This is a genomic window from Clostridium amazonense, assembly GCF_056431285.1.
In genome coordinates this window covers 556,350-575,185 of the sequence record NZ_JBWKMH010000010.1, presented here as the reverse complement: position 1 = coordinate 575,185, position 18,836 = coordinate 556,350, and the positions used below count along the sequence as shown (strand labels likewise).

The following is an 18,836-nucleotide window of genomic DNA, read 5'->3' as shown; positions in this document are numbered from 1 at the left end:
TTTTCATATTTTTATAATATTGTAACATTTTTGTTAACTAATTTCTACATTTTTCTAATATCCTTCTATATAAATTCAAATTTCATACTAAATATTCTTTATTTATAGTATATTAACTTAAAATTTTGATATTTTATATTTTTCAACTTAAAAACCCCTATGCTTAATACATAAGGGTTTTTTTTAATAAAACATAATAAAGTCTGGTATTTTTATAACTTCATTCTCTTTACCAGTATCATATTGTTCTTTCAATCGAATTATTTTATTGTAATTATCTTTTATTGTTTTTCTTGTATAATCATCATCAGTATCTTTTAATAAATTAAACGCTTTTGTAAAGTTTTCTTTTGCCTTTGTAATATCACTTTGAACTATTATATAATAGCAACCTAAATTGTTTATAGTTAATATATCATTTTTGTCTAATTGATATGCCTTATTGATCTCATTTAATGTTTCACTATTCTTATTTAAAATGATATAAGTTGTCCCAAGAGTTCTAAAATACTCTTTATTTTTTGAGTCTTTACTTATGCATTCTTTTAAAAATTTCACGGCTTGTTCATAGTTATGGTTTTCTAAATATAATTTAGAAATTTTATATTTTAGTTCTATATCATTTACATCAATAATTGATGCAAATGTCAAATCATCTAATGCATAAGATGCATTATTTAAATTGTACCAACTATATTCTCCACTTTTCACATATACATAACTATTGTATGGCTCTAAATACTTTGAATGATATAAATACGGAAGTGCTTTATCTGGCTCCCCTTTTAACTCCCATATACTAGGTGCCAAAGTAATATAGTTATTTATATATTTATTATTTGCATTCATTGATTTTTTAAAATATTTGCTAGCATTTTCTATATCATTTTTTTTAAGATAATTTGATGCTATTAAATTATTTACTACGTAACTTTTAGGATTTTTTTGTAATAACTTTTCACATATTTCATTTACTTTTTCTTTATTACCCTTAATTTCCTCTAAATTTAATTCTAAAACTTCTGGAATTATAAAATTCTTATCATTTTCTACACTCTCAATTAATTTATATGATTTTTCTAGATCATTATTATTTAAATAAATTTTTGCAAGCATCATTTTGTAGCAACTATTTTCCTCATCACTTTTTAAGGCTTCTAAAATTAAATTTAATACATCTTTATTCCTACTGTATTCATCATTTACTATTTCATATACTCTTATTTCATTTTTATCCTTTTTAAATGCATCATTTAAAAGTTTTAGTCCATTATTTAAATCTCCTAATATGAACGACATATTGGCTTTTTCACATAAATCATATGCTGTTTTTCCATTATAATCATCAATTATCTTTTTAGCTTTTTCTTTATTATTATTTATAATATAAGCCGAAAACATAATTTCCTGCATATTTTTATTTTCCGGGAATTTTTTCAGATATTCTTCGCTATTTATTACAAATTCATTTATTTCATTTTCACTAACTGCTCCACTAGCAATTTTATTTTTTAACATAACAAATTTATTATTTAGAATAATAGCATGAGCTTCACCATTAATATCATTTTTTTCTAAAGCCTTGTCAATATATTTATTTGCATTATCAAACTCTTCCTTTAAAACATAAACTTCACTTATTTTAGCTGACCATAATGCATTATCCTTATCCTTTTTTTCTGCTGTTTCATATGTTTTAATTGCATCATCTAACTGTAAAGTATAAAAATATTCTTCACCCTTCTTTATATATTTATCTTTAATATCAACTCTTTGTTTAATGAAAAATATGCCTATTAGAACTAAAATTATTAGTAAAACTATCACAATTGCTTTTTTGGCATATAGCCTTATATTCATATATTTCCTCCTTATTTGCTATTTCATATGTTAATTTTATCAAATGCAGCACAAAAAATCTACTTAACACCATTCATAGTGTTCCAAAGTCTATTTTAAATTTATACCTTTATTTACTTTGAACTTTCATTTTTTTGTTTTATTATAATTTTAATTTTTAATATAACCATAAATTTAAATGTACTGTATCATATGTATTTCTTTGTGTAGAAAAGCTTTCTTTAAAATGTTATAATAATTTAGTTATTAAGTATGTTTATATGATAGTGAGTAATTTAAACTATTCACTAAAATTCATTAATAACTTCTAAGTATTTTTGTAAAGGAGTGTTTAATATTAAGATTAATTCTTTTTTAAGTATAATATCAGCTAAATTAATAAGATTTCTTTCTAAGCTTTTATCAAAAGGAGGTTCGAACTTTCCTGGAAAAGTTGCTTTAAAATTTGATAAACATATATTAAAAACTGTTGCAAAAGATTATACCGTTATATTAATAACTGGAACAAACGGAAAAACTACTACAACAAATATGGTATACAATATTTTAAAAGCTAACAATGTAGATGTTATAACAAATAGTACTGGAGCAAATATGCTTCCTGGAATAACATCTTGTTTTATACATAACTACAAATTCTTCAAAGATAATTCTAATAGATATGCTGTTATAGAAGCGGATGAAGCATATGTTCCTTTAATAACAGAAGACATTAAACCAAAAATAATATCTATTACTAATTTATTTAGAGATCAACTAGATCGCTATGGAGAAATACATACCACATATAATAAAATATTTAGTGGAATCGAAAAGACACCATCTACTACATTAGTTTTAAATGGTGATGAATCACTATTTGGAAAATTATCTGTAAAAAACAAAATAGTTTATTATGGATTTAGTACTCCAATTTCTAAAAATGCAAGTATCAGTATAAATGCTGATAATAAATTTTGTAAATGTTGTAAGTCACCTTATGAATATAATTTTGTAACTTACAATCATTTAGGTGATTATTATTGTAACAATTGTGGTTATAAACGACCTAATTTAAATTATTCTGTAGAAGAAATATTAGATTTAAATCCTAATGGTTCTAATGTTGTTATAAATGGTGATAGTATTTCTATAAATCAAGCTGGCGAATATAACATATACAATGGACTTTGTGCTTATTCAATAGCAAAAGAACTTAATATAGGTACTAGCATTATCTCTAAAACACTTGCAAATCAAGAAAGTAGTTTTGGAAGACAAGAAAGCATAGATTTCGATGGTAAAGATTTAAAAATAATATTAGTTAAAAACCCTGCTGGTTATGATCAAGCAGTAAATACTATAATGCTTGATAAAAAAGAAATAAATTTAGTGCTTCTTCTTAATGATAAATATGCAGATGGTAGAGATGTTTCATGGATTTGGGATGTTAATTTTGAAGAACTTAATAATTTAAGTATAGATAAAGTTGTCATATCTGGTAGTCGATTATACGATATGGCTGTACGATTAAAAATTGCTGGATTTGATACTGAAAAGTTCATACTTTGCGAAGATGATGAAACTTTACTAAGTAGCTTAAAATCATTAAATAGTAATACAACTTATGTTTTAGCTACATATACAGCAATGTTAAACATAAGAAAACTTCTTCATGAAAAAGGTTATATCGATAAAATATGGTAAAGGATGTGATTTATATGGAACTTAACATATGTCATTTATATCCAGATTTATTAAATGTTTATGGTGATGTTGGTAATGTTTTAATTTTAAAACATAGAGCTGAAAAAAGAAACATAAAAGTAAACATATTTAATGTTTCTGTAAATGATAATTTTGATGAAAATTTATACGACATCGTCTTTTTTGGTGGTGGTCAAGATTATGAGCAGTCTATTGTTTCAAAAGACTTAATTGAGAATAAAAAAACCTCTATAAGTACTTACATTGAAAATGGTAAAGTATTTTTAAGCATCTGTGGAGGATATCAATTATTAGGTAAATATTATACAACTCCAGATGGTGATAAACTTACTGGTTTAGATATTTTAGATATATATACAGAAGCTGGTGACACTAGATTTATCGGAAATACAGTTATATATAATGAAGATTTTAATGAAACTTATGTAGGTTTTGAAAATCATTCTGGTAAAACTTTTACAAATAATTTAAAGCCTTTAGGTGTTGTTAAAGCAGGATATGGTAATAATGGCGAAGATAAAAAAGAAGGTTGTATTTATAAAAATACTTTCTGTACTTATTTCCATGGAAGTTTATTATCTAAAAATCCTGAATTAGCTGATAGATTAATTACTCTTGCATTGCAAAATAAATATATTGATTCAGAAATATGTTTAACTGCATTAGATGATAGCTTAGAAATGAAAGCTAAAAAGTTCATTGTCAACCGTGAATTAAATTAGCTACTTTATATTAAAAAATTTAAAGAGCTTATCTTAAATCAAACTGATTATAGATAAGCTCTTTTTGTAAATTAAATTTTCTTTTCTAATTGTAATGCTAAATTAAAAAACTTTATGGATTCTGATACATCACCTAATTTATGATACATATTTCCCATTTCTAAATATCGTTTATAAAGTTTATTATTAGAACCGCACTTTAGTAAAACATCTAATGATAAATTCATGTATGTTTCAGACATTGCATAATTCCCTTGTATTTGCAATAATATAGCCTTATAATAATATGCACTTTCAATAAAATTGCTACTATTTAAGTTTATTGCATAATTTAACAACTCATCAGATACTTCTTGAGCCAACTCTAATAAATTATTTTTTATTAGAACTTCTATAGTTGCAACTAAAAGTAAACATTTCTTTTCCTTATTATCCTCTGGACATATTTTAAGACTTTCCACTATACATTCTTTTCCTTTTTCATACTCCTTATTTTTTAGAAGTATTTCTCCAAAATTATGAAGTGAAGTTGAATATCTTTCTGGAGTATTTTTTTGATATTTATATACTTCCTCTTTATATTCTTCAAATTCCTTATAATTTTTCATATGAAGTGCCAATAATCCAAATAACTGGAATATTGTACCTTTAAAAGTTTCATTCTCACAGTATGGAACTAACCCTTTTAATTCACTACAAATCTTAGTGACATTTTCATAATCCTCTAACATTAGATATGTAGAAGCTTCATTGTATGTAGCTCTTATTAATTCTGTCTTATCTTCTAAATCTAATTCTATAAGTCTATTTCTTGCACTATTATAATAGCTTATAGCTTGTGTTCTTTCTCCATTTAATGCTAAGTACGTTGCTATATCTATATAGTATCTTAATTGATAAAACTCTTCATTTCCTTTTTTACATAAATCATAATATCTTGGTATTATAGTTCTAAGTTCATCAAATTTTCTTTTAAACATATATGAAGAAAATAATAAATGCATAATCTCGCAGCATAAATCATATGCTTTATATTTCTCTGCATATTCCAAATTATATAAAACATCTTCAAAATACTCATTATAGAACTCATTATTTTCTTTACATTTTTTAAATTTTTTAATATTATCAACTAATTGATCTTTTACTCCATGAAGTAAATATTTTATATCCAACTGTAATTTTTCACTTATATAGTCCAATATCCATCTTTCCGGTTCAACTTTATTGTTTTCTATACAACTCATTTTTGAAACAGAAATTTTATCTTCACATATATCTTTTAAAGTTAACCCTTTATATATTCTAGATCTTTTTATCTTTTCTCCTATAGATAATATTTCAACAGTCATCCTCTCACCTACTCATCTAATTCTCTAAAACTTTTAATTCATTTAAAACTTTTACACCATCATTTAAACATTTCTCAGCTTCTATTTCTCTACCATTGTCAATATAGAATTTACCTAATATTAAAGATATTTCTGCATATTCCTTTAAAAAGTTTAACTTTTTAACATAATTTAAAGTTTGAATTAATGTGCTTTCCGCACTTTCTAATCTACCTTCCAATAATTCAATTCTATACTTTAATAAGTAATAATCACATAATGATTTTTCTTCGCCTCTTTCTATATGAATTAATATTTCATCTAGAGTTTCCTTAGCTTTTTCTTCATTTTTTAATTTTATGTAATTATCACAAATATTACATAAAGTTTCTATTATCTTAGAGTCTTTAGTTCTTTCCCTAATTTCTTTTGCTTTATATAAATGTTCAAAAGATTGTTCTAAGCTATTAAAGTCAGAGAAAATTTTTCCTAAACTATTTTCTATTTTAGAAAAGTACCTATTATCATTTAACTCTGTAAATATTTTTAAGCTAACTTCTGAGTATCTTATAGCTTCATCCATATTTCCTTTATCACATAATGATTGTGCTCTCTCTAACATCTTCTTTCCATAAAGCTTTCTATTATCTAAGTTTTTAAATATTCTTTCTGCTCTTAAAGAATAATCTAACGACTTGTCCATTTCTCCTATTTTAAAATATGTCAAAGCTATATAGTAATAAATTTCACCAATCAAAAATTCATTGCTTATATTTCCATCTTCATATACTTTTTCAGCTTGTTGAAAATAACTATAAGCTGAATGATATGCTTTCATTCTTAATGTTATTTTTCCAAGTAATATAAATGTACTTATTATATTGTCTGTATAATTTCTTTTTATAAATATATTATTGGCTGTTAATAATTCTTCCTGAGCCTTCTCATATTCATTTTTTTTAGTATGTATTAATCCATTTAAATATAAATTTTTTGCTTTTCTAATTTCTAAATTATATTTTTCTGCATACCATAATGAAGTGTTTATATGAGTTATTGCACCATCTAAATCATCAATTAAAATCTTAGCTTCTGCAATATTTTCATGATATTCACAAATTTTTTGAGCCTGAGTTTCTTCAGTCTCCATTAAATATTCTACAGTCACACTAAGATTATCAGCTAAATATTCTAACAAATCCATACTTGGATTAGATTTTCCTGATTCAACTAAACTTATTTGTCCTGCAGTTATTCTATCCCCTGCTAAATTCTTTAAAGTAAGATTTAACTCTTTCCTTCTCAATTTTATCTTTTCACCTAAAGATAGTATCTTCATAAATCACGCACCCTTTTCAAGTAATTTATCATTTTCGTAATACTTATTTATCATTTTTAGAATTTTATAAATTTTCATATTTAATTATAACATATCTATAAATAAAAACTCAAAAAAAACTAGAATTTTTAACAAAATTTGTACATTACATCTTTATTTTACACTATTTTATAGTATTATTAAATATTTTTAATTATATTTTTATTATATTTTAAAAAATATTAGTTTGTCCTATTTAGAATTAAAATAAGCACTTGAACTCCTATTGTATATTCAAATACTAGCTTAAATATTTCATTTTAATCTTTTACTTTTAGAATATTTTTAAAATTAACTTTTTTAAAATATAATGTATTAAACTAAAAGTCAGATAAATAAATTCTAATGATTAGAATTTTTATCTGACTTTTTCTTAGTACAAAACTTTATAAAGTCTAATCTAATATGGTCATGACGTTTCCATATAAATTATCAGCCATACTTTTACCAACTTTCATATATCTTCTTATTTTTTTCTTATTATTTCTACTTAATCTAGGTTGTATAAGTTCCACAGCTGTTATAGTAACAGTACTTGCAATAAGCATTTTTGTCATAACTCTCATTATGTATTTCTTCCTTTCTTAAAATTGTACAACATTTTATAAATTCATACAAAATTTTTATTATAATTTACTTTATATTAGTATTTTGTACAATTTTAATAAAATAATTCCTATTACTACAATTCTACTTACAATACATTTTATATTCGTTATATCCACCTTTTAAATTTTTAACATTAAACCCCATATCTTTTAGCAACAAAGTTGCCCCTGTACTGCTTTTCCCACTATTACAATATACAACTATCTTTTTTGATTTTTCCAATTCATCTGCCTCTACCGATAACTGCATAAGTGGTATATTTATAGCATTTTCTATGTGACCACTCTTAAAATCCATAGAACTTCTTACATCAATTATTGTTAAATCACCGATATTATTTAGTAATTCTTCAATTGTTATATAATCCATGAAAATCTCTCCTCTTATTTATAGTTATAATTTTCCACTTCTAAATCTATAAAATTTCACATTTAATTTAATAATTATTCACTATAAATATAATATTTACTTTATCATAGATTTTATTATATTTATAAGCTCAGCTTTCTTTAATCTTTGTAAATACTTTTCTAGTCCATATACACCTTTTTGATTATATATTGAATTAATATAGCTTAAATCTATATATTCTTCATTTTCTTCTACTTCATCTTTTATATTTTCTGTTTCTATATTATTTTGTAAATTTATTACATTAGGATAATTTGTGCCTTTTATTATTGTTCTTATTTCACCTTCCACTTCAACATTTGCAACAGTTATTTTGTTGTTTTTCAAATATTTATCTACTGCATCAGTTAAAGGAACTCCTATACATTTTTTTGCTAGACTATCTGTTATTTCATTAAATATATCACCTGTATGACTATCTACTTTTACAAATATTATTTCAACCTCTTTATTTGTCATAGTTCTATTCATAAATTCATAATAGTTTTTAGATGATTCATCTTTTCGCTGCCATGTTCCAACTGCATGGTGATATATACCTTCATAGTCATGAAATATAACTACACTTTTTTCATTTATTGATTTTGCATATTCAACCGCTCTAATCGATGCCATTAATTCTCCTGCAATTTGTCTTAATTGTTTTTGAGAATTATCTTCTGATGAATTACTTTCAACATAAACAACTATATTGTTTTTAACTGCCACTAATCCATAAGAAAATTTTTCTGTATATAAATTGTAACTCCCATCCACGTATATATGTAAATTATCTGAAGGATAAGTATCTATATCCTTTTTTAATAATTTTTTATCGTCACTTAAATATTTTTCTGCATCTAATAAAACTTCAAAACTTTTATATGCAGCTCCTTTTACACCACTTACAAGTCTTGAACATTCAGCCCATGTGTCTACTATAACATTTTTAACTTCTTCATTTTTTGCTTTGTCAAACCCATATTTAATGGCATATACTTTTTTTACTTTTGACATAATGTTCTCCCTTTTGTTTAGAAATTTTTCATATTATAAAATCATAGTTATTACTATTGATGTATTATCTAATAAATCTATTTCATAGTAATTAGATAATCTTTGTTTTGATTCAGCATCATATAGTATCCTTATAATAGGTCTATCTGGAAATCCTTGATTTTGTTTTATAACATATCCTTCAATTCCATTAGACAATCTAACACAGCTTCCTACTGGAAATATAGAAAAAGTCTCTTTAAATGCTGTTACCACTCTTTCATCAAAACTTCTTCCTGCTTCTGAAAGTATAAGTTCATATGCATCTGTCGGATTAAATTTTTTTCTATAGCTCCTATCACTTGTTAGTGCATCAAAAACATCACATACCGATGTTATTTTAGCATTAATACTTATTTCCTTATCTTTCATACCATATGGATATCCAGTACCATCTAATTTCTCATGATGCTCTAAAATTGTTCTTAATGCTGATTTAGGTATACCATGCTTTCCTTTTAAAACCTCTACTCCATATATTGTGTGCCTTTTTATTTCATTATACTCATCCTCTGTTAATGGTCCTTTTTTATCTATTATTGATATTGGAATTTTTAATTTACCTATATCATGAAGTGTTCCCCCTATAACAAGTTCATTTAACATATCTTTATTAAATCCTAATGCTAAACCTATAAATGCAGTATTAGCGCCTGTATCTACACTATGTAACATAGTATAATTATCATGAGTTTTTATTTCATATAAACTCTTATTTATATCTCTCATATTCATTATATAATCAATCATTTCACTTACACTATTTACACAATCTTTTATATGACTTTGTGTAATTGCACCTATGTTTCTAATTACTTTACTAAGACAATACATGGTATCTTGTTTTAAGCTTTGTAATTCATTATCTTCTACAACTATATCATTAAGTCTATCATCTTTTAAATAAATATAAAGCACACCTAAATCTTTTAACTTTTGTATATAACTACTGGTAATTTTAACTCCTTTTTTTAAAAGCGGTCTACCATTTTTATCAAATATAGTTCTCCCTATTATTTCATTTTCTTTAACATTATTTATTAATTCAAATCTCATAATAAACCCCTAATCATATAAATTATAATTCCACTCACCTATCTATGCCAAATAAGTAATCTATTCTATAAAATTCATTATAGAATAGATTACTTATCTAATTTTATTGTTTTCTTAACTTTTTCTTTTCATTTAGCATAATTATATATGCAACAATAGCACCTGTTATAGCTCCAACAAAATGTGCTGTTACATCTATATTAGGAACAAACACACCTATAAGAATATTTACAAAAACTATCTCTAAAAGCCCTCTTAAAAGGTTTTTCCCAAAAATATTTCTATTCATAATTACTATAACTAGTAATGCTCCTAAAATCCCGAAAATGGCTCCTGATGCACCTACTGATATAACTATACCTGAATTACCTTTTGTAAATATATAACTACCATATGATGATGCTATTAATGATATTAAATATAGTATTAAAAATTTACCTTTACCAAGTATTTTCTCAACAATATCTCCTATTGCATTTAAAGCTACCATATTCAAAGTTAAATGCAATATAGAGCTATGCAAAAATCCTGCTGTTATTAACCTATAATATTGTCCTTGTTCAACTAGAACATTTACCATACCACCAAGCAAAACAAGTACAACATTATCTATTTTTAATATTCCACCTTTTAAATAGAAAAAAGATGTGCATGCTTCAACAAGATATAACACTATGTTTATAAAAATTAGCACATATGTTATACTAGGCATTTTTCTTATTTTTTTTATCTTCTCATTATTCATATTGATATTATCACTCCTAAAATTAAACAACAGTATCAATAACTAAGTTTAATTCTTTCAAAAGATCTATTTCGTAAAATTTAATAGGCATTTTCGTCTCATGATCATATAATACCCTTATTACAGGTCTATCTGGGAAATTATCATTTTGTCTAATTACATACCCCTCTACATTATTAGATAACTTTACACAACTACCTAGTGGATATACTGAAAATACTTTTTTGAAAGCTCGTACAGCCCTTTCATCAAAAGCTCTTCCACTATCTGCCAATACAAGTTCATATGCCTCTTTTGGAGAAAATCTTTTTCTATAACTTCTATCACTACTTACAGCATCATAAACATCACAAACAGCAACAATTTTAGCTTTAGGATTAATTTCATTATCAACTAATCCATAAGGATATCCTCTTCCATTTATTTTTTCATGATGTTGTTCTATTATTTTTATGGCTGTTTCTGGAATAGCATAATTGTTAGCTAATATATCTTTTCCATAAATAGGATGTCTTTTTATTTCATTGAATTCTTCATCATTAAGGGCTCCTCTTTTATTTATTATTGATATAGGAACCTTAGTTTTACCTATATCATGTAAAATCCCACCTACAACTAAATCATTCAATTCATTTCTCTTAAAGCCCATATTTATCCCCATAAAAGCTGCCATAACTCCTGTATCAACACTATGAACCATTGTATAATTGTCATATGTTTTTATATCGAATAAACTAGCATTTATATCTCCAGCTTCTAATATATAATCAATCATTTGCGTAACTGTCTGAAGATATTCTTTTGTTGTATTTTTATTTACTACACCAACACTTTTAATAACTTTATTTAATGAATTCATGGTATATTGTTTTAAACTATTTAGCTTAGTGTCTTCTACACTTACATCCTCTAATCTATCATCTTCTATGTATATATAGTAAACCCCTAATTTTTCTAAGTTTTTAATATATCTATTGGTCAATCTAACTCCCGATTTTAACAAAACTCTCCCATCGTTATCAAATACTGTCTTACCTAAAGTTTCATTTTCTCTAACTTTTCGAATATATTCCAAACGCATTTTTCTTCTACCCTAAAAACCTTCCTAAAATTTATTCTACATATTCATCCTTTTTTCCTTCTATATTTTGTAAAACAAATTTAATTTCCTCTTCAATTAAGTTACAAATTGAATTTAACTTCTCTTTAAATTCCTCATGCTCTTCAATATAATCAAAATTAAGTATCCATGTAGGATTAAATTCATTATCATCGATATCAATTTCTAAATCGTTTTCTATAAATCTATCTTCATTAAACAAATCATATATAGCTGTATATTCCCATTCTTCTACATCTTTCTTTGTATCAAAATATAAATTTACCTTCTCACCATCATAAAATAATTTAGTTACATATTCAGCCCCTTCACCAACTTCATAACTACCCATCTCTTTTATTAAATAATTCGTTTCTTTTTCTCTTTCCATAAGTACTAGTGACGCAAAGTCCATTTAGACCTACCTTCTTTCATCTTTAATTGTATATTTTCAAATACTTAAATTATTATCTAAAACTTTTAAACTCATACTAATAGAATATAAAATATTTAAATAAATATATACTTATTATATATTAACTTATTTAGTATTATTAAAAATTTTATATTCTACATAATAGTTGTATTTTATATACTTTGTTTAATTTTTGTTAAATTATTAGTTATCATAATTATACCATTATTTTTTTAAATATATTAATACTTTCGTCTTTTTAGATATAAAGTTTAACACTATAACTATTAAACTTTATATTACTTTTAATAATATGTATTTTTACATAAAAAAGAAAAGAATTTTTAAATTCTTTTCTTTTTTATGTTGAAAATTCTAGCTATTTAAATACTATAAAACTTTCTATTATATATTCACTTCTCTTACTTTAATTCTTTTAAAACTTCTATTAAGAATGAATACATTCTGTCTGTTGATGATATACTTATATGTTCATCTGGTGTATGAACATCAAATATATTTGGTCCAAATGATATTTGATCTATATCACCATTAAATTTATCACTTATTAATCCACATTCTAATCCAGCATGTATAGCTGTAATTTCTGCTTCTTTATTAAATACTTCTTTATAAACTTTAACAAATATATCTCTTATTTGAGAGTCTTTTCTATACTGCCATTCTGGATAATCAGATTCAAAATCAATAGATCCGCCTAAAACTTCTGTTAAAATTATCATTTGATCACATATAGCTTTCTTTAATGATTTAACCGAACTTCTTACAGCACTATCAAATTTAACTGATTTCTCATCTGTTATCATAACACCTATATTTGTTGAACTTTGAACTAATCCTTTAATTGACATACTCATTGTTTGAATTCCATTTTGAATTAATGTTAGTCCTCTCAACACTCTTAATTTAGAATTTTCATCAAAAGCTTTCTCTACTTTTTCTGAAGTTTTTTCAGATGTTAATGTTACCTCATCATCAATGCCTTGTAATTCATTTTTAAATATATTATTCCACTCTTGTACTTTTGATTCTACTTTTGCTACATTTTCTTTAGATACAGCAATTATTGCATCTGCTTCTCTTGGTATTGCATTCATTTTTGCCCCACCATTTATAGATGCTAATTTAAAATCTAAAACAGAGTTTAAGTCTACTAAAAATCTTCCAATTAATTTGTTAGCGTTTCCTCTTTCTTTGTTAATTTCCATTCCTGAGTGTCCACCCTTTAATCCTCTTATAGACACTTTCATAATTTCCATAGAAGAACATACATCTTCATATTCAACTGGTAAAGTCATTTCAGCTCTTACTCCACCAGCACAACTAACTAGGAATTTTCCTTCTTCTTCTGAATCTATATTTATTAAAGTTCTTCCATTTAAGTGTTCTGGGTGCATATTCATAGCTCCACCCATTCCTGTTTCTTCTTCAGTAGTTACAAATAATTCTATTGCTGGATGTGCTATTTCATTTGAATCTAGTATTGCAAGACCAAATGCAACTGCTATTCCATTATCGGCTCCTAAAGTAGTTCCATTAGCTCTTAAAAAATCTCCTTCTACAATACATTCTACTGGATCTTTTTCAAAATCATGCACTGTTGATTGATTTTTTTCACATACCATATCCATATGACCTTGAATAATTACAGGCTTAGAATTCTCATATCCTTTTGTTCCTGGTTTTTTTATAATTACATTTAAAGCTTCATCTTGAATAACTTCTAAATTTCTATCTTTAGCAAATTTAACTAGCCAATCACTTATAGCTTTTTCATTTCCTGAACCTCTTGGTATTTTATTCATTTCTTCAAAAAACTTAAATACTTCGTAAGATTTTAGATTTTTTAACTCGTTAATCATTTCGTTCATCCTTCCTTATAAAAAAATCATTTTAAGCCTAAATAAAATTAATATGATTCCCCTTTATAAATTGCACAAATACTAACTTATTTATAAATATATATTTCAAAATATAATAATTATGAGAAATCAATATTAATATTGCAAATTAATTTATTATATAATTATTATTTTGGTCACCTTTTTATTAAAGAGTAACAAATTTCTATAAACATAGTTATTGTTAATTTTGTGAATTTTTTAATTAAATTTAACTATTAACAGCTATGTAGTTGTATTTTTTATATCTACAACACTATTATTATCATTTATTGTTGTATACTTGTCAATAATTACATAAAATTATAGTTAAAATATTTGGTTTTTTATCTTTTGCCATAAATTCACAATATTTTTGTAATATAAAAAAGTTAACCTCCATATTATAATATAAGTAAGTTAACTTTTTTATATTCATATTTATTTTAAAGTTTATTAAAAATTATTTCTAATTTAATGCACATCTATCACACGGATCACTTTTTCCTTTTTGTATTGCATCTTCTAATGTTCCAACAAGTATATTTTTACTATTTTTTAATGCAGAACATTCTTTAGTTAAATGATACGATTTTCCTTTTTGTGTAAAATAAACCTTATTTTCTTTATTTTCTTTTTCTTTATTTACATTTTCATTTAAACTACCATTTAAACTTGTTGTATCTTTATTAAAACTTATATTACTTCCATCGCTAGTCAATATTATAGTTCCTTGCTCATCAGTTCTATAAAATGGTATATTAAACTTATTAAGCTTTTCTAATGTTTCTTTATGTGGATGACCATAATCATTATTTTTTCCACAAGTTATGATGGCATATTTAGGATTAACTTTCTTTAAAAATTCTTCTGATGTAGATGTTCTAGATCCATGATGACCTAACTTTAATACATCTGCTTTTAAATTTACTTTACTATTTATTATATCCTTTTCTGATATTGCTTCTGCATCTCCAGTGAAAATAAAGCTATTATTAATATAATCTAGTCTAATTACTATGGAAGCATCATTTGTATCTTCATATTCTTTTTGCGGTGCTAAAACTGTCACCTTAGCTTTTCCAACATTAAAACTATACCCTACATCCGGTGCAATAGGTTTTAATCCTTTTTCATTTAACGCTTTTACTACATCTTTAAAAGTTTTTGTTGTTGAGGTTTTTTTAGGCATTAAAACATTCCCTATATCAAACTTATTAATTATATAATCAAGTCCTCCTATATGGTCTTCATGTGGATGTGTTCCTATTACATAATCTATTTTATTTACCCCATTATCCTTAAGAAATTTTTCTACCAATTTATCATCATCATTATTTCCAGCATCTATAAGTATATTTTGATTGTCACATTGAATTAAAATACTATCAGCTTGTCCTACATCTATAAAACTTATTTTTAAATTTCCCTCATTAGTAGTTATAATATCTTTACTATCACTTTGTACTACTTCTTCACTTGTATTAGCACATCCTACAAGAACAAAAGTTAACATTCCTATCAATAGAAAACATATTATATTTTTAAAACTTTTCTTCATCCGCTATTCACTCCTTTTAGCTTATCATTTGTTCATTAAATAAAATTTCTAATGAATATTATAGCATAGATTTATTTTTATTAATGGTCAAAAAAATAAATCCATGATAAATTATCATGAATTTATTTTCTATAGAGAAATATTTTACTATTCTCTATAAGTAATTCTCTTTTTAGAGTGGATGATGTTGAAACAAATTTTTTTAAAATAAGGGGGACTTATTTTAAAATTTAATTTGAACTCATATTTCATATTTTTTATATTAGGTATTGAGTTTATATTTATATATTAATTCATTTATATGTCAAATATATGTCGTACTATTGACACTTTCATGACAATACTATTTTTTATGACAAAAGAGATAGCATATAGCTATCTCTTTTTAGGAGTGTCATGTTAAAATTTACTTTTAAGAAAAGATGTTATTTTTTCTTTTCTTAAAATATACTTTATTTTATGTTGATATATGTGAAATACATATTTTATTATTTCCAAAATTATTTTTTTTATACATATTACATAAAAAATGGTGGCAATTTTCTACCACCTTTAAATTTATCTATGTGTAATTATATTTCAATTTTTATCATAAGTTCAAGTGACTATTTTTTAAATTTTATTTATGCATTAGATATATCTTCCATTATTTTTTTAAATAGTATTATATTTTCGTAACCTTGTGCTTGTAATACGGCTCTTCTCACTATTTCTGGAACATTAATACCATAATTTTTTATTTGTTTCCAATTTCCCATCTCATAATTTAAAAAATAATCCTTATTAAAGTTAGTTGCTAGAGTTTTCAAATCAACATCAGCCATTTTATATTACCTCTCATTTTATATTATTAATAAAATACTATTTTATTCAAATAAAATTAAGTCCATAAAACTAATTAATAAATAGTTTATAAAACTTATGAAATACATACTTTATCCATAATTATTATTATCATTATGATATTTTATATACCATGGATTATTTCATTATTTGTAAAAAAACAAATGATATTTTTATACACTTGTTAATTTTAAAACATATTAAATAATACATTCTAAATTAGCTTGTATTTTTGTATTTCAATATACTGATTTAGTTTTCAAAGATATTCTGTAAACATTTTCTAGCTAACTTCTTATATTTTTTCTTTAAAAGTTGTTTATAATTTTAACAAGATTAAACCTTTACATTGTCAAAGTTACACTCCATACTTTTAAATCTCACACAATAAATTATATCATAACTTACATTTTTTTCAATAATATAAGCTCATATATTTTTCATAAAATATTTTTACATTTCCTCTTTTATAATATATTATGTATGAACATATAAATTTGTTATTAAAAGTACGCTTTTCTTTATTGACAAATATTATTAAAATGTTATATTAAATCTTTAGATGCTAAAAACTTGTATATTCTAAAAAATTTAATTAAGAAGGTGATTTAATTATGTTAGGCGACAAAATAAAACGTTTAAGAGAAAATAGAAGATTATCTCAACAAGATTTATCAAATAAATTAAATGTGCCAAAATCATTTATCACTATGGTTGAACAAAATAGACGTAGTGTTAATAAGCAAACCCTTGCAAAACTTGCTGATTTTTTTGAGGTAAAAGTTGATGATTTAATTTCAGATGATGATTATATTATTCATCCCGAATCATTAGAAAATAATTTTTTTAAAAATAATTCAAACACATGTAGTATAGACATAGAACTTGAAACCCTAAAAATGCTTAGTATATTAGAAAATTCAACTAACATTGAATTATGTGGAGTACAAATTGATGATTTAGATAAAGTTCATTTAAAAGCTCTTTATGAAAATTTTTTATCTGAAATATATAAATATAGTAAAGATAAATACAATAGATAATAAATTTTAAATATAATAATAAAATATATGTGCTATATAAAATGTATACTATGAAATATGTTTTTTAAATTTTATTACATAGTATACATTACTTTACATTATATTCAAATTATAAAATAACCAATACCTTATATAGGGTTACAAGTTTGAATTTTAAATAACATCTTTATCAAATGATATTATTAAGCTTACAGTTTATTTCTATTTTTTACATTTGAAACCAAGTAAGAGTTAAGAGTGAAAATTGGAAATACAATTTTTACATTCACTTTCAATTTTCAATTAAATTAATTAGAATTCTCAACTGAAACATAAATAACTTAAAGTTTAGATTTGTATTCCAGAGTTCTATCTAGTATTTTAGTTTATTTAATTATTAATTGATAATCATGATTTTGAACTTAATAACTATACTCTTCTGCTGCATTACTATCAATAGTTTTACTATGTTTATCTAATTTATTACCATAAAATTTTGTTATATACATACTTCTTATTTTCTGTTTCAAATATTAGAATCTATATTTTTATTTCAAATCCAAATTCATGCAATACAATATCATCGTCAATTATTTTATCGTATATACCCTCAACTTGCTTAAACCCATTTTTTATATAAAGATTTATTGCAGGTTTATTTATATCTACAACAAAAAGTCTTAAATATTTAGCGCCTTTATCTTTTGCTAAGGTAATTGCATTTCTAATCATTATACTGCCAATTCCTCTTCTTGAATAATTCACATTAACTCCAAGTCTATCAATATATAGTGCTTCAACATGTTTGTTTTCCCAATTTACACACTTTTCTCCTTCAGTTGAATTACATAAAGCAAAAGCTGAAATTATCTCATTATCTTCTTCTAAAATATAAAGACTATTATTTTTAATATCATCAAGAAAAAAATCACATGGATAAATTTCATCCCAAATATTAATATTATTCATATTCATATTATAGATTATTTTTTCATATACCACTTTAAGTTGTTGTAAATCATCAATATTAGCCATTCTTAAATTCATATTAACACCTCTATAAATTTTTATTAAATTGCATTTTTCATAAAATAAATATAATATCTAATTAAGATTATCGATTATCACTAATCAAAAATAT

At 24.1% G+C, this 18,836-nt stretch carries 17 protein-coding genes; 3 read left to right on the top strand and 14 right to left on the bottom strand.

Translation table 11 applies throughout. The features are described 5' to 3' along the window. Window positions 1-183 precede the first annotated feature (183 nt). Window positions 184-1,860 (bottom strand): tetratricopeptide repeat protein, encoded by a 1,677-nt coding sequence (locus AC07E4_RS06950; protein ID WP_478216006.1) that lies wholly within the window; start codon window positions 1,858-1,860, stop codon window positions 184-186. A 327-nt stretch (window positions 1,861-2,187) separates the two neighbouring features. Here AC07E4_RS06950 and AC07E4_RS06945 point away from each other — a divergent pair, with 327 nt between their 5' ends. Both AC07E4_RS06945 and AC07E4_RS06940 read left to right on the top strand, forming a co-directional pair. Further along, the gene (locus AC07E4_RS06945; RefSeq protein WP_040330817.1) at window positions 2,188-3,546 is read left to right on the top strand and encodes a MurT ligase domain-containing protein; all 1,359 of its coding nucleotides are present in this window, start codon (window positions 2,188-2,190) and stop codon (window positions 3,544-3,546) included. 14 nt (window positions 3,547-3,560) lie between these two features. Then, entirely contained in the window at window positions 3,561-4,289 is a 729-nt protein-coding gene (locus AC07E4_RS06940; RefSeq protein ID WP_040330816.1) for a type 1 glutamine amidotransferase, read from the top strand. A gap of 71 nt (window positions 4,290-4,360) precedes the next feature. On the opposite strand, the gene AC07E4_RS06935 is transcribed toward AC07E4_RS06940, so the two are convergent. The 12 genes from AC07E4_RS06935 to AC07E4_RS06880 form a co-directional block, all read right to left on the bottom strand. Continuing rightward, window positions 4,361-5,641: a transcriptional regulator gene (locus AC07E4_RS06935; protein ID WP_040330814.1), complete on the bottom strand. Its 1,281-nt coding sequence runs from the start codon at window positions 5,639-5,641 to the stop codon at window positions 4,361-4,363. A 16-nt stretch (window positions 5,642-5,657) separates the two neighbouring features. Continuing rightward, window positions 5,658-6,959 (bottom strand): helix-turn-helix domain-containing protein, encoded by a 1,302-nt coding sequence (locus AC07E4_RS06930; RefSeq protein ID WP_040330813.1) that lies wholly within the window; start codon window positions 6,957-6,959, stop codon window positions 5,658-5,660. 434 nt (window positions 6,960-7,393) lie between these two features. Continuing rightward, window positions 7,394-7,564, bottom strand: coding sequence for a hypothetical protein (locus AC07E4_RS06925; RefSeq protein WP_158644520.1), 171 nt, complete (start codon window positions 7,562-7,564; stop codon window positions 7,394-7,396). Between the two features lie 124 nt (window positions 7,565-7,688). Further along, window positions 7,689-7,976, bottom strand: coding sequence for a rhodanese-like domain-containing protein (locus AC07E4_RS06920; protein ID WP_051540546.1), 288 nt, complete (start codon window positions 7,974-7,976; stop codon window positions 7,689-7,691). A 96-nt stretch (window positions 7,977-8,072) separates the two neighbouring features. Beyond that, window positions 8,073-9,014, bottom strand: coding sequence for a ribonuclease H1 domain-containing protein (locus tag AC07E4_RS06915; protein WP_478216005.1), 942 nt, complete (start codon window positions 9,012-9,014; stop codon window positions 8,073-8,075). Between the two features lie 33 nt (window positions 9,015-9,047). After that, complete coding sequence (locus tag AC07E4_RS06910; protein WP_040330810.1) at window positions 9,048-10,109, bottom strand: HD-GYP domain-containing protein; 1,062 nt, start codon at window positions 10,107-10,109, stop codon at window positions 9,048-9,050. Between the two features lie 103 nt (window positions 10,110-10,212). Next, window positions 10,213-10,854, bottom strand: a complete 642-nt coding sequence (locus AC07E4_RS06905; protein WP_040330809.1) for a rhomboid family intramembrane serine protease — start codon at window positions 10,852-10,854, stop codon at window positions 10,213-10,215. Window positions 10,855-10,876: 22 nt separating this feature from the next. Then, entirely contained in the window at window positions 10,877-11,935 is a 1,059-nt protein-coding gene (locus tag AC07E4_RS06900) for an HD-GYP domain-containing protein (protein ID WP_040330808.1), read from the bottom strand. Between the two features lie 31 nt (window positions 11,936-11,966). Further along, the gene (locus AC07E4_RS06895; RefSeq protein ID WP_040330807.1) at window positions 11,967-12,368 is read right to left on the bottom strand and encodes a DUF6762 family protein; all 402 of its coding nucleotides are present in this window, start codon (window positions 12,366-12,368) and stop codon (window positions 11,967-11,969) included. A 422-nt stretch (window positions 12,369-12,790) separates the two neighbouring features. Continuing rightward, window positions 12,791-14,248 (bottom strand): aminoacyl-histidine dipeptidase, encoded by a 1,458-nt coding sequence (locus tag AC07E4_RS06890; protein ID WP_478216034.1) that lies wholly within the window; start codon window positions 14,246-14,248, stop codon window positions 12,791-12,793. A gap of 490 nt (window positions 14,249-14,738) precedes the next feature. Continuing rightward, window positions 14,739-15,830 (bottom strand): ComEC/Rec2 family competence protein, encoded by a 1,092-nt coding sequence (locus AC07E4_RS06885; RefSeq protein WP_478216004.1) that lies wholly within the window; start codon window positions 15,828-15,830, stop codon window positions 14,739-14,741. A 623-nt stretch (window positions 15,831-16,453) separates the two neighbouring features. After that, a complete protein-coding gene (locus AC07E4_RS06880; protein ID WP_040330803.1) occupies window positions 16,454-16,654 on the bottom strand; it encodes a hypothetical protein in 201 nt (66 codons plus the stop codon). A gap of 633 nt (window positions 16,655-17,287) precedes the next feature. Between AC07E4_RS06880 and AC07E4_RS06875 the strand changes: the two genes are divergently transcribed. Beyond that, the gene (locus AC07E4_RS06875; RefSeq protein ID WP_051540545.1) at window positions 17,288-17,716 is read left to right on the top strand and encodes a helix-turn-helix domain-containing protein; all 429 of its coding nucleotides are present in this window, start codon (window positions 17,288-17,290) and stop codon (window positions 17,714-17,716) included. Between the two features lie 519 nt (window positions 17,717-18,235). Here AC07E4_RS06875 and AC07E4_RS06870 read toward each other — a convergent pair. Further along, entirely contained in the window at window positions 18,236-18,742 is a 507-nt protein-coding gene (locus AC07E4_RS06870) for a GNAT family N-acetyltransferase (RefSeq protein ID WP_040330802.1), read from the bottom strand. Window positions 18,743-18,836: the final 94 nt, after the last annotated feature.